The following is a 20,747-nucleotide window of genomic DNA, read 5'->3' as shown; positions in this document are numbered from 1 at the left end:
CTCACCGTACGAACGGACGGCTCGCCCGACCGTGACACCCGTATGCGAAGCGCCGTTGGAACCGGTGAGACAAAGGGGGGTGTGGGATGCGCCGTACGGTACTGGAGAGGTTTCCCGCCGGGGGCCCGCGTGGAAGCTGGCCGGCCGAGGAATTCGCCCGGGCCCGCCGGGACGAGGGTCTGGCGGCGGAGGTCGTGATGGACCTCGAATCGGATGCGTTCCTGGTCGTCCTGCCCAGGCAGACCGCGGACGCGGTCACCTAGGACGTGCAGGACGCGGCAAGGCCCCCGCCCCGGACACGGGACGGGGACCGTGCCCGTCAGCCCTTGGTGGAGCCGAGGGTGAGCCCGGCGATGAAGTGCCGCTGCAGCAGGAGGAATACCACCAGCGTCGGCAGTGCCACGATCACCGAGCCCGCGGCGAGCAGGTTGTAGTCGGTGAAGAACTGGCCGCGGAGGTTGTTCAGCGCCGAGGTGATGGGGAGCTTGTCGCCGTCGGAGATGAAGACGAGCGCCCACAGGAAGTCGTTGTACATCCAGGTGAACTGGAGCGTGCCGAGCGCCGCGAGGGCCGGGCGGCACAGCGGCAGCGTGATGCGCCAGTACTGCGTCCACACACTCGCGCCGTCCACGATCGCCGCTTCCAGGATCTCCTGCGGCAGGGTCCGCATGAAGTTGGCGAGGACGAAGACGCAGAACCCGATCTGGAAGCCGACCTGTACGGAGATGACGGCCCAGAACGAGTCGAACATCGTCATCGAGTCGGACATCCAGTACGGCAGCGGGATGCGGTTGAACAGCACGTACAGCGGAGTGACGATCACCTGCTGGGGCAGCAGGTTGCCCGCGGTGAAGAGCATCAGCAGCACCATGGAGCCGCGCATCCTCAGCCGTGACACGGCGAAGGCCACGAACGACGCGAAGAAGAGCGCCAGCAGCACTCCGGGCACGGCGATGATGAGGGTGTTGATGAAGTACTTCATCATTCCCGAGTCACTGAAGGCCTGCTGGTAGTAGTCGAAGGAGAGCTTCTTCGGCAGTGAGAAGTACCCGTGCTCGGAGGTCTCGTCGTACGGCCTGAGTGAGGCGTAGACCGCGAGCAGCAGCGGCGCGAGGAACGCCAGCGAGACGGTCATCAGGAAGGCGTGCAGGCCGAGCCGGCCGGGGCGGACCAGGCGCTTGCGGGGCGCCGCGGCAATTGCCGGGGGCGCGGCGGGCGCCGGGGCGGTTTCGAGCGTCATCGGTTCTTCTCCCCACGGATCTCCTGGACCAGATACGTCACGACGAATCCCATGGAGACGAGCAGCAGCACGACGGCGATGGCCGAGCCGAATCCGATCCGGCTGGCTTCGCCGATGATGTTGTCGGTGACGAGGACCGAGAGCAGCTCCAGGCCGTTTCTGCCCTTGTTGACGGCGTAGACGATGTCGAAGGCGCGCAGCGCTTCGATGACGGTGATGACGCCGACGATGACATTGACGGGCCGCAGGGTCGGGAAGACGACGCGGAAGAAGGTCTGCGTCTCGCTCGCGCCGTCGATGGCGGCGGCTTCCTTCAGCGAGGGGTCGACCGCTTTCAGCCCGGCAAGGTAGAGGATCATCACATAGCCGGTGTGCCGCCAGGCGGCGGCCAGCAGGATCATCCAGAGGTTGAGGTCGGGGTCGCCGAGCCAGTCGGTGGGAGACTCGGTGTCGGCGAGGATCGCGTTGAGCGCCCCCTGGTCGCGGGAGAAGACCAGTTGGGCGATGAATCCGACGACGGCGAGCGAGAGCACGACCGGCATGTACAGCGTCGACTGGTAGAAGCGGCTGAACCGTACGCCCTTGTCGATGAGGACGGCGAGCAGCAGTCCGAACGGGGTGGCGATCAGTCCGAGGAAGGCCAGCCAGAGCAGGTTGTGGCGGGCGGCCGGCCAGAACTGCGGATAGCTGGTGAAGAGGGTCTCGTAGTTCTCCGTGCCGACCCAGGAGATGTCTCCTATGCCGTCCCAGCTGGTGAAGGAGAGCACGACGGAGGCGAGGGTCGGCCCCCACACGATGGCCACGTCGAGCAGGACCGGTATGCCCAGCAGCACGCTGAGAACGGCGAGGTCACGACGGGTGAACCGCCGCGGCCCTCGTCGTGCGGCGCGCCGCGGGACGCTCGCCTTCGTTCGCCCCCCGGTGTCCTTCGGGGTGCCCGTCTTCGGTTCCGGGCTGTGGGTCCCCCCGGACCCGTAGGGCCGAGGGGGCCGGTCCGGGGGTTGTCCCCCGGGAGATCGCGTCAGCGGCACGGCTGGTGACTCCAAGTCGGTTTGGCCGGCGTCGGTCAGTCTGCGGAGGCGAAGATGGTCTTCTTCTGCCTCTCGATGCTGTTGACCAACCCGTCCACGTCCTTCGGCTTGTTGATGAAGGTCTGAATGGCCGGGATCATCACGGTCGACGAGAAGTCCGGCCTGGTGTCGCGGTCGAGGAACTGCGAGATCTGCTTGGCGCCGGAGACGAGTTCGACGGCCTTCTTCTGCAGCGGCGTGTACTTCGAGAGGTCTGCCTCGTCGCTCACGGCGATGTTGTTGGGGTCACTGGCGAGGTAGATGTCCTCCGCCTTGCCGGTGGCCAGCCACTTCAGCAGGTCCTTGGCGCTCTCCATGTTCTTCGCGTTCTTGAGGTTCTTGGACTTCTTCGCGAGCAGGAAGCCGTCGATGGGCGCCTCGACGGCGTCCTGGCCGTGCTCCGGGTTGATCACCGGGAAGGGGAAGAAGTCGATGTCGGCCTGTTCGGCCTTGGGGAACTGCGCGCCGGGGTGCGGGAGTCCGAAGACCGCCATGCCCGTCTGCTTCTTCTGCAGACTGGTGGCGGCCTCCTGCCAGGTGCGGCCGTTGGCACCGGGCTGGCAGTACGGGAGGAGGCTGCGCCAGGTGTCGAAGACGTCCTTGACGCGCTTGTCGGTCCACGCCTCCTTGCCCGCCATGAGGTTCTTGTGGAACTCGTATCCGTTACTGCGCATGTTGATGTAGTCGAACGTGCCCATCGCGGGCCAGCCGTCCTTGTCGCAGAACGCGATGGGGACGAGTTTGTCCTTCTGCATCTGCTTGGCGAGAGCGATGTACTCGTCGAGCGTCTTGGGTGCCTGGTAGCCGTACTGCTGGAAGACGCTTTTGCGGTGGAAGACGGCCCACGGGTAGTAGTAGTACGGCGTGAGGTACTGCTTGCCGTCCTCGCCCGTCGACTGGGCCTTGAGAGCAGGCGAGAAGCCCTGGTAGCTCTCCCAGTTGTCGCTGATGTCGTGCAGCAGCCCCTTCTTGGCGAAGAACTGCATGCGGTAGCCCGCGAACCACATGAAGACATCGTCCGGCTTGCCCTGCAGATAGCGGTTGATGTTCTCCTGGAAGGTGTTGTGGTCAACGGTGTTGACCTTGACCTTCCGGCCGTCCTTGGACTGCTTCGCGTACGCGGCGAAGGCGTCGGCGAACGCCTTCTTCGGCACCGGGTCGGACGAGTTGGACCCCATGGTGATGGTCTTGCCGTCCCCGCCGGGACCACTGCCGCAGGCGGCGAGCAACGAGGGCAGCGCGATCGCACCTGCACCCGCCGCCGCACCCCGCAGCAGATTCCGCCGGGACATCCGATGTCCTGCCACGCTCCCGGGCGCGGCAGAACCGTTGAACGATGACTGCGCCATGTTCCCTCCTCCGGGGTGCAACTCAACACAACCCAACGCGAGGATTGGATCCCACCCCCAAGAAGGGGTGTCGTCAAGGGTTTTGGCGAGATATCGAACAACCGTTACCGCATCTCATCCAACAGACTCCAACACGGCCTACCGTAAACGCTCGCCACTGAATGGCACATGCCGTCATCCCAATATGCGCGAGTACGGAGGAACATAACGATGCGTCACCTTCCCACCCGCACTACCCGTCCTGGAGTCGTCGGAGCGCTGGCCGCCGCGATGCTCAGCGCGGAAGGACTGGGTACTGAGGCCGTCGCCTCGGACGCCCCGGCCGCGCCGGCCGAACCCGCGCCGGGCCGCGGAGCATGCAGCCCGTCCGGCGTTTGAGGACATGCGGCCGAAGTCGCATACGGGTCTGGGGGCTTGCCCCCGGCTTCGGGATGGGGTCCCCCACGCCCGCAGCGCGTAGGGGGAGGGCGGGGTGGGGCTGTATCCGATTTCGCGGCTCCGCCGCGTGGGCCCGCCGCAGGCGCCCCGAATCCCCGGACAACGCCTAGGACCGGCTGCTCACCACCGCTGCCGCCTCGTCGGCCCGCCCGAGCGAGGCCGCAGCCGCCGCGCCCACCAGACCCGCGTCCGTGCCCGTCAGGGCCGGAGCCACGGTCAGCCGCTGTACGAAGGAGAGCGTGGCGTAGTCGCGCAGCGAACGGCGCAGCGGGGCGAAGAGCACCTCGCCCGCGTTCGCCACTCCCCCGCCGATCACCGCGATCTCGATCTCCACGAGCGTGGCGGTGGCGGCGATACCGGCGGCGAGCGCCTGGGCCGCGCGCTCGAAGGAGGCGACGGCGACCGGGTCTTCGGCCCGGGCAGCGGCGGCCACCGCGGCCGCGGAGGTGTCACCGTCGGGGCCCGGCTGCCAGCCGCCCTCCAGCGCCCGGCGCGCGATGTTCGGGCCGCTGGCGATGCGCTCGACGCAGCCGCGCGCGCCGCAGGGGCACAGATCGCCGTCCAGGTCGACGCTGATGTGGCCGATGTGCCCGGCGTTGCCGGTGGGGCCGGGGTGAAGTTTCCCACCGAGGACGAGCCCGCCGCCGACGCCGGTGGAGACCACCATGCACAGGGCGTTGTCGTAGCCGCGGGCCGCACCCTGCCAGTGCTCGGCCGCCGTCATCGCGACGCCGTCGCCCACCAGCTCGACGGGGAGGCCGCCGACGGCCCTGCGCACCCGCGCGACCAGCGGAAAGGCACGCCAGCCCGGGACGTTGACCGGGCTGACGGTGCCGGCGGACGCGTCCACCGGACCGGCGCTGCCGATGCCCACTGCCGACACGCGCGACCACAGCGGGGAGACGGCCAGCTCGGCGAGGACGCCCTCGACGGCGCGCATCACCGTCTCGCCGTCCTGTTGGGCAGGTGTCGGGCGCTGGGCCCGCACGAGGATCCTGCCGCTGCCGTCCACCAACGCGCCGGCGATCTTGGTGCCGCCGATGTCGAGCGCGGCGACTAGGTCGGTATGCATCGGTGTCGGATCCCCCGGGGAGCTGGTCGGACCTGCGGCTTCAGTAACAGTGTCCATTCCCCTGACAACGTTGTCCAGGGCCTATGCTCGACGCCACACCCTTGCACACCCCGGACGACGACAGGACAGCGCACTGTGGCCGAGACCGACCATCCCCTGCCATCGCCGGGGCGCCCCCGAGGGCCCGAGTCCCGCTACGGCAATCGGCCGACCATGAAAGACGTCGCCGCACGCGCCGGCGTAGGCCTCAAAACGGTCTCGCGAGTGGTCAACGGGGAGCCGGGTGTCACACCCGACACCGAGCGCCGGGTGCAGGAGGCGATCGAGTCCCTCGGCTTTCGCCGCAACGACAGTGCGCGCGTGCTGCGCAAGGGCCGCACCGCCTCCGTCGGACTCGTCCTGGAGGACCTCGCGGACCCGTTCTACGGCCCCCTGAGCCGCGCCGTCGAGGAGGTCGCCCGGGCCCACGGCGCGCTGCTCATCAACGGCTCCAGCGCCGAGGACCCGGACCGCGAGCAGGAGCTGGTGCTGGCCCTGTGCGCCCGCCGGGTCGACGGGCTGATCGTGATCCCGGCCGGCCACGACCACCGCTATCTGGAGCCGGAGATCAAGGCGGGCGTCGCGACGGTGTTCGTGGACCGCCCGGCCGGGCAGATCGACGCGGACGCGGTGCTCTCCGACAGCTTCGGCGGCGCCCGTGCCGGCGTGGCCCATCTGATCGCGCACGGCCACCGCCGTATCGGCTTCATCGGCGACCAACCGAGGATCCACACGGCCGTCGAGCGGCTGCGCGGCTATCGCACCGCCATGGAGGACGCGGGGCTCGATGTGGACGAGTCCTGGGTCTCGCTGGGTTCCACCGCGCCCGAGCGGGTGCGGGCCGCCGTCACCGCGATGCTGGCGGGGCCCGCCCCGGTCACCGCCGTCTTCGCGGGCAACAACCGGGTGACGGTCACGGCGGTACGGGTCCTGGCCGAGCACGAACGGCCGGTCGCCCTGGTCGGCTTCGACGACATCGAACTCGCCGACCTGCTGGGCATCACGGTCATAGCCCAGGACGCGGCTGCCCTGGGGCGTACCGCCGCGGAACGGCTGTTCCGCCGCCTCGACGGCGCGGACGACGAGCCCTCGCAGGTGGCGCTGAAGACGGTGCTCATCCCGCGCGGCTCGGGCGAGATCCCGCCGTCAGCAGACGGGTAGGCCCGGCACCGGCTGGTCGTTGTCGCCGCCCTCGATGTAGACGTCGCTGACGAAGACATCGGTGTTGCCGCTGTCGTCGTCGGTCTTGGCCCACCAGACGTTCGTCCACTGGCCGGAGGTCTCGCGGCGGCCCATATTCTGCTGGCAGTAGAAGTAGTTGGCGCCCTCGTTGAGCACCCCCTTCTCGGTGCCGGACGCGGTGTACGACTTCGCCTGCTTCCAGACCTGGCAGTTGTACTTGCCGCCGCCGATCGAGTGGCAGACGGGCGCCGGGGCCGGGTCGGAACCCCCGGTCGGCGAACCGCCGTTGGCCGAGCCGCCGGAGACCGATCCTCCGGTTCCCTTGCCTGGCGCGGGCGGCTCGGCCGACTGACTGGGCGACTTGGTGGGGCCCTGTTCGGTGGGCTTGGCGCCCGGGCTCTGCTTGCCGCCGGAGGCGCTCGCGCCGGGGCTCCCGGGTGCGCTCGAACTCGCCGCCGGGCCGTCGGTCCGCCCCGCGAGCTCCTGGCCGCCTGATGCGTCACGGTTGACGAGGGCGTACGTCACACCTCCGCCGGCGAGCAGGACGGCGACGACTCCGGCCGCCACCATGACCCTCCCGCGACCGCGACCGCGGCCTTCGGACGCGAGGGGCGCAACCGGAGCCGGCGCGGTCATCTGCGCGGGAGCGGGCGGGGCCGGGGTCTGCGCCGCCGCGGCGCCGAAGCCGTCGGGCCGGTGCGGCGTCGCGTGGAGCCCGGTCGGCACCCGGGTCGCCGGGTCCGGTGGGGCCGGCAGCACTGTCCCCAACGACACGGTCGAGGCGTCGGTGTCCTCGCCCGCCGCCACGGCGGCGAGCAGCCGCGCGGCGGTGTCGGCGTCGGGGCGCTGCGCCGGGTCCTTGTGCATCAGCTGCCGCAGTACGGGACCGAGCGCGCCGGCCCGCATCGGTTCGGGCAGCGGCTCCACGACGATCGCGTTCAGCGTCGACCAGGTGGAGGTGCGGCGGAAGGGTGCCGCCCCCTCCACTGCCGCGTACAGCGTGGCGCCGAGTGCCCAGATGTCGGACGCGGGACCGGGGTCCTGGCCCTGGGCGCGCTCGGGCGCCAAGTAGTCGAGCGAGCCGACCAGTTCGCCGCTGCGCGTCAGACGGGTGGAGGAGCCGTCGCCGGGATCGTCCATCGCCGCGATGCCGAAGTCGGTGAGCACCACCCGGCCCCCGCGGTCCAGCAGCACATTGCCGGGCTTCACATCCCGGTGCAGCACCCCGGCGCGGTGGGCGGCGCCCAGCGCCTCCATCACCTGGGCTCCGATTGCGGCGACCTCGCGCGCGTCCATGACTCCGCGCTCGCTGAGCACATCGTCCAGCGAGGGGCCGTCGATGAACTCCATCACGATGACCGGTCGGCCCTCGTGTTCGGTGACGTCGTGGACGGCGATGACCGCGGGGTGGCGTACACGGGCCGCGGCGCGGGCCTCGCGCTGCATCCGCACTCTGAGGGCGGCCAGTTCGGGGCCGGACGAGTCGTTGTAGGTGCGCAGTTCCTTGACGGCTACTTCGCGGCCGAGCACCTCGTCGACAGCTCGCCAGACGACGCCCATGCCGCCGCGGCCCAGCTGTTCGATCACCCGGTAACGGCCAGCGAGCCGCTCGTTCTCCCCCGAAGACACCGTTGCCCCGATCCTTGTTGCGACTGTTGTCGCGTACAGACTAAGGGGCGGCGGGTGACGGCTCCGGCGGCTGTTACTTGGCTGTGGCCGTGAGGTCCCCTCGGCGCGGCGACGCGAATCCGTCCAGATCGGCACGGGTCAGACCGGTGAGCCGGGCGACCTCCGCGGTGTCGAGTGCGCCGCAGTCGATGCCGCGCAGCAGATAGCCGCTGAGCGCCTTGGCGGTGGCGGGCTCGTCCATGACGTCGCCGCCCGCGTGGTTGGCGTACGCGGACAGCCGCGCGGCGGCCTGCTCGAAGCCTTCGCGGTAGAAGGCGAACACGGCGGCGTAGCGGGTCGGCAGGTGGCCGGGGTGCATGTCCCAGCCCTGGTAATAGGCGCGGGCCAGGGCGCGGCGGGTCAGGCCGTAGTGCAGCCGCCAGGCGTCGTGGACCTTCTCGGTGGTGCCGACCGGCAGGACGTTTGTGGAGCCGTCCGAGACGCGTACGCCGGTGCCCGCGGCCGCGACCTGCATGACGGCCTTGGCGTGGTCGGCGGCCGGGTGGTCGCTGGCCTGGTAGGCGGCGCTGACGCCGAGGCAGGCGCTGTAGTCGAAGGTGCCGTAGTGCAGGCCGGTGGCCCGCCCGTCGGCGGCGTCGATCATCCGCGCCACGGCGGCGGTGCCGTCGGCGGCGAGAATGGACTGACTGGTCTCGATCTGGATCTCGAAGCCGATCCGGCCCGCGTCCAGACCGCGCGCCTTCTCGAACTCCTCCAGCAGCCGCACCATCGCGGTGACCTGCTCGGTGTAGGTGACCTTGGGGAGGGTCAGGACGAGCCCGCCGGGCAGCCCGCCGGTCTCGATGAGGCCGGTGAGGAAGACGTCGAGAGTGCGGATGCCCCGGTCGCGTACGGCGGCCTCCATGCACTTCATGCGGATGCCCATGTACGGGGCGGCGGTGCCCTGCGCGTACGCCTCGTTGATCAGCCGGGCGGCGCGGGCCGCGTGCGCGTCCTCCTCGGCGTCGCCGCGGCCGCCGTAGCCGTCCTCGAAGTCGACGCGCAGGTCCTCGATGGGCTCGCGCTCCAGCTTGGCCCGTACGCGGTCGTACACCGGGGCCGCGAGCTCGCCGGAGAGGCCGAGGGCTTCGGCGAGGGACGCGGCGTCCGGGGCGTGCTCGTCGAGCGCGGCGAGCGCCTGGTCGCCCCAGGAACGGATGGTGTCGGCGGCGAAGACGTCACCGGGTACGTAGACCGTGTGGACGGGCTGGCGGGTGCCGGGGTCTCCCGGGTAGCGGCGGGCGAGCTCCGCGTCCACCGGTGCGAGGGAGGCGCTGATGTCCTCGCTGACCGCTCCGGCGAGGCTCGTTGCCACCTTCTCCTGCTGACCCATCCCGCATCCTCCTGTTTTCCGCACCACGGAATCAACAATCCGTATAGCGAAGTTAGTCGGCGGTCATGACCTGCGTCAATGGTCCCCCGCAACAGGCGGGGGCCGCGCGGTGAAGATCACCGCGCGGCCCCGGGGCCGTACAGAAGGCTGAGGTCAGCCCTTGCGTGCCTGGACCTCTGCGGTCAACTGCGGGACGACCTCGAAGAGGTCGCCGACCACGCCGTAGTCGACCAGATCGAAGATCGGGGCCTCGGCGTCCTTGTTGATGGCCACGATGGTCTTCGAGGTCTGCATGCCGGCCCGGTGCTGGATCGCGCCGGAGATGCCCGAGGCGATGTACAGCTGCGGGGAGACCGACTTGCCGGTCTGGCCGACCTGGTTGGAGTGCGGGTACCAGCCGGCGTCCACCGCGGCGCGCGAAGCGCCGACAGCCGCGCCGAGCGAGTCGGCCAGCGCCTCGATGACGTGGAAGTTCTCGGCGCCGTTGACGCCGCGGCCGCCGGAGACCACGATCGCGGCCTCGGTCAGCTCGGGACGGCCGGTGGACTCGCGCGGGGTGCGGGAGACGACCTTGGTGCCGGTGGCCTTCTCGGAGAAGGAGACGGCGAGCGCCTCGACGGCGCCCGCGGCCGGAGCGGCCTCCACGGCGGCCGAGTTCGGCTTGACCGTGATGACCGGAGTGCCCTTGGAGACACGGGACTTGGTGGTGAAGGAGGCTGCGAACGCGGACTGCGTGGCCACCGGGCCCTCGTCGCCGGCCTCGATGTCGACGGCGTCGGTGATGATGCCGGAGCCGATGCGGACCGCGAGGCGGGCCGCGATCTCCTTGCCCTCGGCGGAGGACGGGACGAGCACGGCGGCCGGCGAGACGGCCTCGTACGCGGCCTGCAGCGCGTCCACCTTCGGCACGACGAGGTAGTCGGCGAACTCGGGGGCGTCGGCGGTCAGGACCTTGACCGCGCCGTGCTCGGCGAGCGCGGGGGCGGTGGCCTCGGCGCCGGAGCCGAGGGCGACGGCGACCGGGTCGCCGATGCGGCGGGCCAGGGTCAGCAGCTCGAGGGTGGGCTTGCGGACGGCGCCGTCCACGTGGTCGACATAGACGAGAACTTCAGCCATGGGATTGCTCTCCTGCGAATGCGAAGTATCTGGGGGCGGTTGGGGATATGACCGAAGCTCAGATGAACTTCTGGCTCGCGAGGAACTCCGCGAGCTGCTTGCCGCCCTCGCCCTCGTCCTTGACGATCGTGCCGGCGGTACGGGCCGGACGCTCGGCGGCCGAGTCCACAGCGGTCCAGGCGCCCTCGAGGCCGACCTCGTCGGCGTCGATCTCGAGGTCCTCCAGGTCCAGGGACTCCACCGGCTTCTTCTTGGCGGCCATGATGCCCTTGAAGGACGGGTAGCGGGCCTCGCCCGACTGGTCCGTCACGGACACGACGGCCGGCAGGGACGCCTCGAGCTGCTCGCTCGCGGTGTCGCCGTCACGGCGGCCCTTCACAGTGCCGTTGGGGCCACCCTCGACGGAGACCTCGGAGAGCAGCGTGACCTGCGGAACGCCCAGGCGCTCGGCGAGAATCGCCGGCAGCACGCCCATGGTGCCGTCCGTCGAGGCCATACCTGCGATGACCAGGTCGTAACCGGTCTTCTCGATCGCCTTGGCGAGCACCAGCGAGGTGCCCATGACGTCGCTGCCGTGCAGGTCGTCGTCCTCGACGTGGACGGCCTTGTCGGCACCCATGGACAGAGCCTTGCGCAGCGCGTCCTTGGCGTCCTCGGGACCGACGGTCAGCACGGTGATCTCCGCGTCGTCCGCCTCGTCGGCGATCTGCAGCGCCTGCTCGACCGCGTACTCATCCAGCTCCGACAGCAGGCCGTCGACGTCGTCGCGGTCGACGGTCAGGTCATCGGCGAAGTGCCGGTCGCCGGTGGCGTCGGGCACGTACTTCACACAGACAACGATCCTCAAGCTCACGCCGGCTCTCCTACTGCATCGTCTCTACTGGGCTGCCTTGCACGCAGCATAGGCGTCTGACGGGGCGGATCCCGGTCGGGGCGGGCCGCGCTCCGAACGAAATATTACTCGCCAGTACGCCCAGTACATCCAGTTCATTCCAAGTAAGCAAGCGCTTTGAACTGTGACCTTGCCAACGCTGCGTAACCGGCGGTGCGGAAATCTCGGGGCAGAAAACTCTCAGTCCTTCAGCCGGTTGAAGCGTCCCTGGTGGTAGAGCAGCGGCCGGCCGGCGCCCGCGGGGTCGCCGACGACGGCCTCGGCGATCACGATGCGATGGTCCCCGGCCGGGACGCGGTTGATGATCCGGCACACCAGCCACGCCAGTACGCCGTCGAGCACCGGTACGTCCTCGGGGCCGCTGCGCCAGTCGGTGGGCGGCGCGAAGCGGTCGGCGCCGCTGCGGGCGAAAGTGGCGGCCAGCTCCTGCTGGTGGTCGCCGAGTATGTGTACGCCGATGTGCTCGGCCCGGGCGATCACCGGCCAGCTGGAGGACGACGTGCCCACACCGAAGGAGATCAACGGCGGATCGGCGGCTACCGAGCTGAGAGAGGTGGCGGTGAATCCCACGGGGTTGTCGTTCCCCTGGGCGGTGATCACCGCGACGCCAGCGGCGTGTTGCCGGAAGACGGAGCGGAGCAGGTCGGGAGAGGCCAGCTGAGGTGTGCCGAGTTCGGGCGAAGCCCTCATGGAGTTGTCCTTCTGCAAGGGATGCGAACGGGGCGGCTGTGGCTGCTCAGGCAGCCGGACAGCACGCACTCGCGTTCCGTGCGAGGTCGACGTGAACCCGCCCGTAGAGAAGGAGTTGTGGAACCACAGCGCCAGCGTGACTTTGCATGGCGCGAGCAGTCAAGTGCGTTCCACGATGTGCGACACGAGTCACGAGGCGTCACACCGCCTGTCCTAGCGCGGCGATCACATCCGCCTTGCGGGGCTGACCGGAGGCCCGGGTGACGATGTTGCCGCCCGCGTCGAGAACCAGCACGGTGGGCGTCTTGAGGATGCCGAGCTCCCGCACCAGAGCGAGCCGCTCCTCCGCGTCGATCTCGACATGGGTGACCCCGTCGGCCATCTCCGCGATCTCGGCGAGGGTGCGCCTCGTCGCCCGGCACGGCTGGCAGAACGCGCTGGAGAACTGGACGAGCGTCGCCCGCTGCCCCAGGTCAACACCGAGCTCCGCCACACCGAGCCGTCTTTGGGCGTCCCGACCCCGCACCTTCAGCCTCCCGCCGTTACGCCGCTGCCACAGCCCGAAGGCGCTCGCCGCCGCAAGCACCACCACAGACACCACAAGTCCAGTCATCCCCCCGTGCAGCGTTCACAGGATTGTAAAGATTCCCGCGGTCGCACCGAGGAGCCGCTGGGCGATGCTGAGGGTGGCTCGCTCTCGTCGGCACCGGATGCGCGTCGGCCGCCGCGTTCCTCAATGCCGCATTCGGGTACTGCCTGGGGTGCGAGATGTATCTGATGCTGCGCCGGGCGAGTGCTGTCCGGTCATGATGTGACAAGAAACGCGTGAGAAGAATCTCGCCCACTCAAGGCGCCAGGACTGGTCAGCACGCCGCGTATGCGGCACGATCTGCCCAATGCCGAAAACCTACGGCTGCGTAACTTCCGCCGGGAGAACCCTCCCGAGGCACAACAGAAGGGCCCTCTCCAGATGGCAGAGCTCGTCTATCGGCCGGTCGTCGGCGCCGCTCTCACGCTGTTCAAGGCGCTGGACCTGAAGATCGACACTCAGGGATCGGAGAACATCCCGCGCTCTGGCGGTGCTGTTCTGGTGAGCAATCACATCAGCTATCTGGACTTCATCTTCACCGGCCTCGCGGCGCTGCCCCAAAAGCGCCTGGTGCGCTTCATGGCGAAGGACTCCGTCTTCCGGCACAGGATCTCCGGCCCTCTGATGCGCGGCATGAAGCACATTCCGGTGGACCGCAAGCAGGGTGAGGCGGCCTACTCGCACGCGCTGGACTCGCTGCGCAAGGGTGAGATCATCGGTGTCTTCCCCGAGGCGACGATCTCCCAGTCGTTCACCCTCAAGTCCTTCAAGTCGGGTGCGGCCCGGCTGGCCCAGGACGCCGGCGTTCCGCTGATCCCGATGGCGCTGTGGGGCACCCAGCGGATCTGGACGAAGGGCCGCCCGCGCAACTTCAGGCGCAGCCACATCCCGGTGACCATCCGGGTGGGCGAGCCCGTGGAGGCTCCTGCCGACCAGTACGCGGGCGCGATCACACGGCGGCTGCGCGAGCGGGTTCAGGAACTCCTCGAGGCCGCGCAGCGCGCCTATCCCGTACGCCCCAAGGACGCGAGCGACACCTGGTGGGTGCCCGCGCACCTCGGGGGTACGGCGCCGACTCCGGCCGAGGTCCGCGAGGCGGGCTGAGCGGCCGGCTGAATCGTCACGCCCCTGTCTGTGGCGCGCGGACGCTGATCCGCGCTCCGGGACTCAACTTCTCCAGCGACTCGGCGAGTTCGGCGGCTGCGGCCTCGAGCTCGCCGATCGTCGTAGGAGCCATGGCCTCCAGCAGGAAGAGGGCGTTCACCGACTCCTCGGTGAGCCGGGTACGCACTCCCTGACGCCAGTTCCAGCGCCGGCAGGTGACGCCTTCGTCGTCGCACCAGACGACCTCGCCGGCCTCCGGGTGCTCGACGGTCTCCTCGCCGCCCGCGACGGTGACGAACGGCTCCTGGCCGGTGGCGCGTACGAGCCGCATCCCGCCCTTGATGTGGTCGGTGTCCTCGCCGCCCACCGGTACGAGATGGGCCACGCTGATCGCGTTGTAGAGGTCGACCAGCACGTTGATGCGCGGCAGCCCGCCGTCGGCGAGTGCCCGCTTGGCCAGCGCCTCGGCGGAGTTGCGGGTACGGGACGGCTTGGCGCCGAAGGCGGAGTACGCGGCCCGCCAGGCGGCCATGTGGGGGTCCACGTGCGGGGCGCGTCCGTCCAGGCGCTCGGCGAGCCGGCGGGCGGCGGCGTCGAGCAGGGCAGAACTGTCGGCGTTGCTGGGCCCGTTGACCAGGCCGCGCGCCTCGACCGCGAGATGGACGAAGCCGGGCGCGAGGTCCCTGACCTCGTCGGAGACGGTGAGTGCGAGCGTCATGGTCGGGGATGCCTCACAGTTCGGTGGGAAGTTGCAGCCAGAGCGACTCGCGGTCCGACACGGTCTGGAGCGCTTGGAGCACGGCCGGGTGTGGTGCAGCATAGAGTACCGGATAGTCTAAATCGTTGGACCCCGATTGCACCGGAAAGGCCAGCCGCTCCACATCGAGTGAGAACTGCGCGTCGACTCCGGGCTTGTTCCCGCGCGGATCCTGCCGCGACCACCGCCCCCGCCCCGGCAGTCGCACGGCCACGAGCCCGTGGACGACACCCAGTCGCTGGTAGCACAGGGCGGCAGGGATGCCTTCCGCGCGCAGCAGCGCGGTCAGCGCATGGGCTTGGCGTGGCAGATGCCGGTCCGCTGCTCCAGCACGTCGGAGGCGCGCCAGGTGACGCGCATGTCCCCCGCATCATGCGAGTGCGGGATGGTGTCGCGCACGAACTCGAAAGCCGCCTTGGCGTATGCGTATACACCGGCAACTTCGGTACGCAGGCGGCCCGGCCGTCTCCCGTACCAGCGGGTGTTCATGGTCGATCGCCTCGTCGACGGCGAGATACCCGGCCAGTTCAGGGTTCTGCTGGATCAGCTCCATGCCTGCCGACCCTAAGGAAGTGGCCGACCGGAAGTCAATCACTTTCCGATCGGCCGCATACCTATGCAATATCCGAGGCTACTTGGCCATCTCTTCCTTCAGCGCCTGCACGAAGGCGTCCACATCGTCCTCGGTGGTGTCGAAGGAGCACATCCAGCGGACGTCACCGGCCGCCTCGTCCCAGAAGTAGAAGCGGAAGCGCTTCTGCAGCCGCGCGCTCACATCGTGCGGAAGACGCGCGAAGACGGCGTTGGCCTGGACGGGGTGGAGGATCTCCACACCGTCGACGGCGCGGACGCCCGCGGCCAGGCGCTGGGCCATGGTGTTGGCATTCCGGGCATTGCGCAGCCAGAGATCGCGCGCCAGCAGCGCCTCCAACTGCACTGATACGAAGCGCATCTTGGAGGCGAGCTGCATCGACAGCTTCCGCAGATGCTTCATATGGCTCACCGCGTCCGGGTTCAGGACGACGACGGCCTCGCCGAAGAGCATGCCGTTCTTCGTGCCGCCGAAGGAGAGCACATCGACGCCGACGGCGTTGGTGAAGGTCCGCATGGGGACGTCCAGCGACGCCGCGGCGTTCGCTATCCGGGCCCCGTCCAGATGGACCTTCATGCCCCGTTCGTGGGCGTGCTCGCAGATCGCGCGGATCTCGGCGGGGGTGTAAACCGTGCCCAGCTCGGTGTTCTGGGCGATGGACACGACCTGCGGCATCGCCCGGTGCTCGTCGTCCCAGCCGAACGCCTGCCGATCGATGAGCTCGGGCGTGAGCTTGCCGTCCGGGGTCGGTACGGTCAGCAGCTTCAGCCCGCCCATCCGCTCCGGCGCGCCGCCCTCGTCGACGTTGATGTGCGCGGACTCGGCGCAGATCACCGCGCCCCAGCGGTCGGTGAGCGCCTGGAGCGCCGTGACGTTGGAACCGGTGCCGTTGAAGACCGGGAAGGCCTCGGCCGTCGGCCCGAAGTGGCTGTGCATGACCCGCTGCAGGTGCTCGGTGTACGCGTCCTCGCCATAGGCGATCTGGTGACCGCCGTTGGCGACGGCGAGCGCCGCGAGGATCTCGGGGTGCGCGCCCGCGTAATTGTCGCTGGCGAAGCCGCGTACCTCGGGGTCATGGTGGCGTCGGGCGTCGGTCTTCACGGTTTGGGGGTCAGCCACAGACGCTGTCCATTCGCTTCCCGGGCGGGCCGGTCCCAGACTCCGGCGATGGCCTCGGCCAGTTCCGTCACGTCCGTGAAGCCCGCGAACTTCGAATTCGGGCGCTCGGCGCGCATCGCGTCGTGCACCAGTGCCTTGACGACCAGGATCGCAGCCGCCGCCTTCGGCCCCTCCTCGCCCCCCGCCTTGCGGAAGGAGTCGGCAAGCGCAAGCGTCCATGCCTCGGCCGCCGCCTTGGACGCGGCGTACGCGGCGTTGCCCGCGGTCGGCTTGCTGGCGCCGGCCGCGCTGATCAGCACATAGCGGCCGCGGTCGCTGCGCAGCAGCCCGTCGTGGAAGGCGAGGGAGGTGTGCTGGACCGTGCGGATCAGAAGCTTTTCGAGAAGCTGCCAGTCGGCAAGGTCGGTTTCGGCGAAGGTGGCGCCGCCGCGCCAGCCGCCGACGAGATGGACCAGACCGTCGATCCTGCCGAACTCCTTCTCGGTCTTGTCCGCCCACTCCCGGGTGGCGTTCAGATCGAGAAGGTCGACAGTGTCCCCGGTGACGGTCGCGCCGCCGTGCGCGTACCGGGCGTCGTCGACGGCCTCGGCCAGCCGCCCCGCGTCCGCGTCGGAGGCCACGACTGTCGCACCGGCCTCGGCCAGCCGCAGCAGGGCGGCCCGGCCGGCCGGGCCCCCCGCTCCCGCGACCGCGACCACTGCGCCCTCAAGCCGACTGTTTCCGTTTCCGTTCATGGTCCCAGTCTCCTCCGTACGAGAGCTCACGCGGACACCCGCTCGGCAGTCTCCGCAGTGATCCCCTTGGTGGAGGCGATCACGGACTTCAGCTTCTTGGAGAGCGCCTCATAGAACATGCTGAGCGGAAACTCGTCAGGAAGCACGTCGTCGACGAGCTTGCGCGGAGGCTGGGACAGATCGAGGGCGTCCGGACCCTTGGCCCAGCGCGAGCCCGGGTGCGGTGCGAGGTAGGTCGAGACCAGGTCGTACGCGGCGAACCAGTGGACCAGCTTGGGGCGGTCGATGCCGTCGCGGTAGAGCTTCTCGATCTCGGCGCAGAGCTGGTTGGTGACCTGCGGCGCGCGGTCCCAGTCGATCTTCAGGGTGTTGTCTGTCCAGCGCACCACATCGTGCTTGTGGAGGTACGCGAAGAGCAGCTGGCCGCCGAGCCCGTCGTAGTTGCGCACCCGGTCACCCGTGACCGGGAAGCGGAACATCCGGTCGAACAGCACCGCGTACTGCACGTCACGGCCGTGCCGGTTGCCTTCTCCGTCCAGCGTCACGGCCTCCTTGAAGGCGGTGAGGTCGCAGCGCAGTTCCTCCAGGCCGTACATCCAGAACGGCTGGCGCTGCTTGATCATGAACGGGTCGAAAGGCAGGTCGCCGTGGCTGTGGGTGCGGTCGTGGACCATGTCCCAGAGCACGAAGGCCTGCTCACAGCGCGCCTGGTCGCCGACCATCTCCCGGATGTCGTCGGGGAGTTCGAGGCCGAGGATGCGTACGGCCTCCGTGGTGACGACACGGAAACGAGCGGCCTCGCGGTCGCAGAAGATGCCGCCCCAGGTGAATCGCTCCGGGGCTTCGCGCACGGCGATGGTCTCCGGGAAGAGCACCGCGGAGTTGGTGTCGTAGCCCGCGGTGAAGTCCTCGAAGGTGATGCCGCAGAAGAGGGGGTTGTCGTAGCGGGTGCGCTCCAGCTCGGCGAGCCAGTCGGGCCAGACCATGCGCAGCACGACCGCTTCGAGGTTGCGGTCCGGGTTGCCGTTCTGCGTGTACATGGGGAAAAGGGCCAGGTGCTGCAGTCCGTCGGCGCGGGTGGCCGCGGGCTGGAAGGCGAGCAGCGAGTCCAGGAAATCGGGGACGTCGAAGCCGTGATCGGCCCACTTGCGCAGATCGGCGACGAGCGCGCGGTGGTACGCGGCGTCGTGCGGGAGCAGCGGGGAGAGCTCCTCCACGGCGTCGATCACACGGTGGAGCGCGGCTTCGGCGGTGACGCGGGCGGGGGCGCCCTCGGCATCGAAGTCGATCGAGCCGTCCTTGGACTGCCAGGGGCGGATCTGCTCGACGGCATTCTTGAGCGTCAGCCAAGCCGGGTGGTCGATCACCCGGGGTGTATGAGATATGCCCCCGGCGGCAGCGGTCTGCACAAGAATTTCCGTCATGTCACTTCCTTCACAGGAGAACCTCGCGTCAAGACACCGTATCTGTGTGAGCTTCTCCCGTACAAGTAGGACCTTAGGAAATTATCCTGCCCCACCCCCGTGATCACAGGAGTTTTTGCGGTCGAGGGTCGTTCGGGCGATTGCTTCGACCAAGTCGTCAGCTGATCGCAACCTCACGTCAAGCCGCGAGGGACGCGCCCACGGGCGGGTGACGCGACTGGCTGCGGGCGGCCCGCCATGGGTAGTACGGAAGGGTCCGCCCTTCGCCCGTCTCTCCCGGAGCCGACCGCGTGAGCACCCGTGCCGTACTTGTCGCAGCCCTCATCACCGGTTTCGTCCTGGGCATCGCGGCGGCCAGAGCGGACCACTCCACTCCCCCGCGCGAGACCGGTCCCATCGCGGAGACGGGCCGTTAGGCTGCGTGCTTGCCGCGCGGCTGCCGGGATGCGCCTCGCGGGAGCCGCCGTCGACGGAAGCGAGAGAATCTTGACTTTCCTCACCATCGGTCATCGCGGGGTCATGGGCGTCGAGCCGGAGAACACCCTGCGCTCCTTCGTCCGCGCCGAGCAGGCCGGAATGGACGCCATCGAACTGGATCTGCATCTCACCAAGGACGGCGCGCTCGCCGTCATGCACGACGCCGACGTGGACCGTACGACCGACGGAAAAGGCCCGATCGCCGACAAGACGCTCGCCGAGCTGCGGGAGCTCGACGCGGGTGACGGCGAGCGGGTGCCGGTCTTCGAGGAGGTGCTCGCCGCCGTGCGAGCACCGCTGCAGGCGGAGATCAAGGACGTGGCCGCAGCCCGGGCACTGGCCGAGGTGATGCTCAGCCGCGATCTCGTCCACCGCGTCGAGGTGTCGTCGTTCCACGACGACGCGGTTGCCGAGATCGCGGGCCTGGTGCCCGGTGTACGCACGGTGCTCATCGCCAGCCGCTGGGGCGCCGACGTCGTGGACCGTGCCAAGGCCGTGGGCGCCGCCTCCCTCGCGCTGAACATCCGCCGGCTGACCCTGGAGACCGTCGAGCACGCGCACGGCGAAGGACTGCAGGTGATCGGCTGGGTGGTCAACACCCAGGAGCATCTGCGGCTGGTGCGCGCCCTCGAACTCGACGGCGCCACCACCGACTTCCCCGAGATCCGGCGCACCGGCCGGTTCACGGCCTGAGGACGCCGTTCTTGCGACCGTCCCCCTAGGACAGTTCCTTCACCAGCAGCTCGAAGGCGAGATCGTCGCGCTGCGGGATGCCGAAGCGCTCGTCGCCGTACGGGAAGGGGCTCAGCTTTCCCGTACGGCGGTAGCCGCGGCGCTCGTACCAGGCGATCAGTTCGTCCCGAACCGAGATCACGGTCATGTGCATCTCGCGCGCGCCCCAGCGCTCGCGGGCGGTGCGCTCCGCCTCCGTGATGATCCGGCGGCCGAGACCTCCGCCCTGCAGCTCGGGGCGGACGGCGAACATGCCGAAGTACACGGCCTCACCACGGTGCTCGAGCTGGCAGCAGGCGATCGGCTCGCCGCCGCGCTCCACTATGAGAAGAGTGCTGCCGGCGGCGTGGATGACCTCCAGGACGCCTTCCGGGTCGGTGCGCTGTCCGTCGAGAATGTCCGCCTCGGTCGTCCAGCCGGTGCGGCTCGCATCGCCTCGGTACGCGGACTCGATCAGCGGGACGAGCGCGGGCACATCGGCCTCGACCGCGTCACGGTAGGTGAGCTCGCCGGAGTCCCGGGCCGGTGCGGTGTCCATTGAGGGGGCACTCCCATCTCGAGGGTGTACAGGTGTCCCGAGACTAACCCGTCCCTTTCCGCCCTAGGGTTTGGCCATGGTGCATGTGCTGAGCAGCCGGATCCTGCTGCGCCCGACCGACCCCGAGCGGTCGCGGCGGTTCTACGGGCAGACACTCGGCCTCCCCGTCTACCGCGAATTCGGCACCGGTCCCGAGCGGGGCACGGTCTACTTCCTGGGCGGCGGTTTTCTCGAAGTCTCCGGGCGCTCCAAGGCCCCGGCCGCGACCGGTCCCGAGCTGTGGCTCCAGGTCGAGGACGCGGCCGCCGTCCACGACGAGCTGTCGGCGCGGGACGTCGAGGTGCTGCGGCCGCCCAGGCGTGAGCCGTGGGGGCTGATCGAGATGTGGATCGCCGACCCGGACGGTCACCGGATCGCGATCGTCGAGGTGCCGGCCGATCATCCACTGCGGTACCGCCCCTGAGCCGCTGTTCCTGAGCCGCTGTTCCTGACACGCAGTTCCTGGGCCGCAGTTCCTGGGCCGGCGGCGGTCGCCGCGAAGTGGCGACGGCCACGGGGCGTCCGGGGCGGGCCGCATTGCCGCGCCGCGCTC

Annotated in this window: 22 protein-coding genes and 2 pseudogenes; 7 read left to right on the top strand and 17 right to left on the bottom strand. The window is 69.4% G+C overall.

Annotation, left to right across the window (positions count from 1 at the left end; genetic code table 11):
• Positions 1 to 86 precede the first annotated feature (86 nt).
• Positions 87 to 263 carry a hypothetical protein gene (locus ACFYWY_RS10715; RefSeq protein ID WP_389182915.1) on the top strand — a complete coding sequence of 59 codons (177 nt, stop codon included), beginning with the start codon at positions 87 to 89 and terminating at the stop codon, positions 261 to 263.
• Positions 264 to 319: 56 nt separating this feature from the next.
• Here the strand turns inward: ACFYWY_RS10715 and ACFYWY_RS10710 are convergent, their stop codons facing one another.
• The 4 genes from ACFYWY_RS10710 to ACFYWY_RS10695 all read right to left on the bottom strand — a co-directional run bounded on the left by ACFYWY_RS10710 (position 320) and on the right by ACFYWY_RS10695 (position 5,169).
• The gene (locus tag ACFYWY_RS10710; protein ID WP_389182912.1) at positions 320 to 1,240 is read right to left on the bottom strand and encodes a carbohydrate ABC transporter permease; all 921 of its coding nucleotides are present in this window, start codon (positions 1,238 to 1,240) and stop codon (positions 320 to 322) included.
• Positions 1,237 to 2,073 carry a carbohydrate ABC transporter permease gene (locus ACFYWY_RS10705; protein WP_389182909.1) on the bottom strand — a complete coding sequence of 279 codons (837 nt, stop codon included), beginning with the start codon at positions 2,071 to 2,073 and terminating at the stop codon, positions 1,237 to 1,239. Before ACFYWY_RS10705 ends, ACFYWY_RS10710 begins: the two co-directional genes overlap by 4 nt.
• A 233-nt stretch (positions 2,074 to 2,306) precedes the next feature.
• A complete protein-coding gene (locus ACFYWY_RS10700) occupies positions 2,307 to 3,602 on the bottom strand; it encodes an ABC transporter substrate-binding protein (protein WP_389183108.1) in 1,296 nt (431 codons plus the stop codon).
• Positions 3,603 to 4,203: 601 nt separating this feature from the next.
• Entirely contained in the window at positions 4,204 to 5,169 is a 966-nt protein-coding gene (locus ACFYWY_RS10695) for an ROK family protein (RefSeq protein WP_389182906.1), read from the bottom strand.
• 213 nt (positions 5,170 to 5,382) lie between these two features.
• On the opposite strand from ACFYWY_RS10695, the gene ACFYWY_RS10690 reads away from it, so the two are divergent.
• Positions 5,383 to 6,369, top strand: a complete 987-nt coding sequence (locus ACFYWY_RS10690) for a LacI family DNA-binding transcriptional regulator (RefSeq protein WP_389182903.1) — start codon at positions 5,383 to 5,385, stop codon at positions 6,367 to 6,369.
• Here the strand turns inward: ACFYWY_RS10690 and ACFYWY_RS10685 are convergent.
• The 7 genes from ACFYWY_RS10685 to ACFYWY_RS10655 all read right to left on the bottom strand — a co-directional run bounded on the left by ACFYWY_RS10685 (position 6,355) and on the right by ACFYWY_RS10655 (position 12,702).
• A complete protein-coding gene (locus ACFYWY_RS10685; RefSeq protein ID WP_389182900.1) occupies positions 6,355 to 8,019 on the bottom strand; it encodes a serine/threonine-protein kinase in 1,665 nt (554 codons plus the stop codon). The two genes, ACFYWY_RS10690 and ACFYWY_RS10685, sit on opposite strands and share 15 nt — an antisense overlap.
• Positions 8,020 to 8,092: 73 nt before the next feature.
• Positions 8,093 to 9,391 carry a DUF6986 family protein gene (locus ACFYWY_RS10680; protein WP_389182897.1) on the bottom strand — a complete coding sequence of 433 codons (1,299 nt, stop codon included), beginning with the start codon at positions 9,389 to 9,391 and terminating at the stop codon, positions 8,093 to 8,095.
• Between the two features lie 153 nt (positions 9,392 to 9,544).
• A complete protein-coding gene (locus ACFYWY_RS10675; RefSeq protein WP_389182895.1) occupies positions 9,545 to 10,507 on the bottom strand; it encodes an electron transfer flavoprotein subunit alpha/FixB family protein in 963 nt (320 codons plus the stop codon).
• A gap of 58 nt (positions 10,508 to 10,565) precedes the next feature.
• Positions 10,566 to 11,360, bottom strand: coding sequence for an electron transfer flavoprotein subunit beta/FixA family protein (locus ACFYWY_RS10670; protein WP_389182892.1), 795 nt, complete (start codon positions 11,358 to 11,360; stop codon positions 10,566 to 10,568).
• 219 nt (positions 11,361 to 11,579) lie between these two features.
• Positions 11,580 to 12,089 (bottom strand): flavin reductase family protein, encoded by a 510-nt coding sequence (locus tag ACFYWY_RS10665; protein ID WP_389182889.1) that lies wholly within the window; start codon positions 12,087 to 12,089, stop codon positions 11,580 to 11,582.
• 46 nt (positions 12,090 to 12,135) lie between these two features.
• A complete protein-coding gene (locus ACFYWY_RS10660) occupies positions 12,136 to 12,237 on the bottom strand; it encodes a putative leader peptide (protein ID WP_389182886.1) in 102 nt (33 codons plus the stop codon).
• Positions 12,238 to 12,288: 51 nt separating this feature from the next.
• Positions 12,289 to 12,702: a TlpA family protein disulfide reductase gene (locus tag ACFYWY_RS10655; protein WP_389182884.1), complete on the bottom strand. Its 414-nt coding sequence runs from the start codon at positions 12,700 to 12,702 to the stop codon at positions 12,289 to 12,291.
• A 74-nt stretch (positions 12,703 to 12,776) separates the two neighbouring features.
• Between ACFYWY_RS10655 and ACFYWY_RS10650 the strand changes: the two are divergent.
• Together ACFYWY_RS10650 and ACFYWY_RS10645 are read left to right on the top strand one after the other, a co-directional pair.
• A pseudogene (locus tag ACFYWY_RS10650) lies at positions 12,777 to 12,899 on the top strand (DUF4395 family protein); the annotation flags it as partial.
• A 160-nt stretch (positions 12,900 to 13,059) separates the two neighbouring features.
• A complete protein-coding gene (locus tag ACFYWY_RS10645) occupies positions 13,060 to 13,782 on the top strand; it encodes a lysophospholipid acyltransferase family protein (protein ID WP_389182882.1) in 723 nt (240 codons plus the stop codon).
• 16 nt (positions 13,783 to 13,798) lie between these two features.
• On the opposite strand, the gene ACFYWY_RS10640 is transcribed toward ACFYWY_RS10645, so the two are convergent.
• The 5 genes and pseudogenes from ACFYWY_RS10640 to ACFYWY_RS10620 all read right to left on the bottom strand — a co-directional run bounded on the left by ACFYWY_RS10640 (position 13,799) and on the right by ACFYWY_RS10620 (position 18,408).
• Positions 13,799 to 14,500, bottom strand: coding sequence for a B3/4 domain-containing protein (locus ACFYWY_RS10640; RefSeq protein WP_389182879.1), 702 nt, complete (start codon positions 14,498 to 14,500; stop codon positions 13,799 to 13,801).
• 13 nt (positions 14,501 to 14,513) lie between these two features.
• Positions 14,514 to 15,092, bottom strand: a pseudogene (locus tag ACFYWY_RS10635) (transglutaminase family protein).
• Positions 15,093 to 15,170: 78 nt separating this feature from the next.
• Positions 15,171 to 16,232 carry a threonine aldolase family protein gene (locus tag ACFYWY_RS10630; RefSeq protein WP_389183105.1) on the bottom strand — a complete coding sequence of 354 codons (1,062 nt, stop codon included), beginning with the start codon at positions 16,230 to 16,232 and terminating at the stop codon, positions 15,171 to 15,173.
• Positions 16,229 to 16,984, bottom strand: coding sequence for an SDR family NAD(P)-dependent oxidoreductase (locus tag ACFYWY_RS10625; RefSeq protein WP_389182876.1), 756 nt, complete (start codon positions 16,982 to 16,984; stop codon positions 16,229 to 16,231). Before ACFYWY_RS10625 ends, ACFYWY_RS10630 begins: the two co-directional genes overlap by 4 nt.
• A 26-nt stretch (positions 16,985 to 17,010) precedes the next feature.
• Complete coding sequence (locus ACFYWY_RS10620; RefSeq protein WP_389182873.1) at positions 17,011 to 18,408, bottom strand: DUF6421 family protein; 1,398 nt, start codon at positions 18,406 to 18,408, stop codon at positions 17,011 to 17,013.
• 290 nt (positions 18,409 to 18,698) lie between these two features.
• Here ACFYWY_RS10620 and ACFYWY_RS10615 point away from each other — a divergent pair, with 290 nt between their 5' ends.
• Complete coding sequence (locus tag ACFYWY_RS10615; protein WP_389182871.1) at positions 18,699 to 18,824, top strand: hypothetical protein; 126 nt, start codon at positions 18,699 to 18,701, stop codon at positions 18,822 to 18,824.
• 103 nt (positions 18,825 to 18,927) lie between these two features.
• On the top strand, positions 18,928 to 19,578 hold the full coding sequence (locus ACFYWY_RS10610; protein WP_389183102.1) for a glycerophosphodiester phosphodiesterase: 651 nt from the start codon (positions 18,928 to 18,930) through the stop codon (positions 19,576 to 19,578).
• A 25-nt stretch (positions 19,579 to 19,603) separates the two neighbouring features.
• Here the strand turns inward: ACFYWY_RS10610 and ACFYWY_RS10605 are convergent, their stop codons facing one another.
• Complete coding sequence (locus ACFYWY_RS10605; protein ID WP_389182868.1) at positions 19,604 to 20,155, bottom strand: GNAT family N-acetyltransferase; 552 nt, start codon at positions 20,153 to 20,155, stop codon at positions 19,604 to 19,606.
• A 76-nt stretch (positions 20,156 to 20,231) separates the two neighbouring features.
• Here ACFYWY_RS10605 and ACFYWY_RS10600 point away from each other — a divergent pair, with 76 nt between their 5' ends.
• Complete coding sequence (locus ACFYWY_RS10600) at positions 20,232 to 20,618, top strand: VOC family protein (RefSeq protein WP_389182865.1); 387 nt, start codon at positions 20,232 to 20,234, stop codon at positions 20,616 to 20,618.
• The last annotated feature ends 129 nt before the right edge of the window (positions 20,619 to 20,747 follow it).

It is taken from the genome of Streptomyces sp. NPDC002870, from assembly GCF_042888505.1.
Lineage (GTDB): Bacteria > Actinomycetota > Actinomycetes > Streptomycetales > Streptomycetaceae > Streptomyces.
This window is presented reverse-complemented; position numbering and strand designations above follow the sequence as displayed.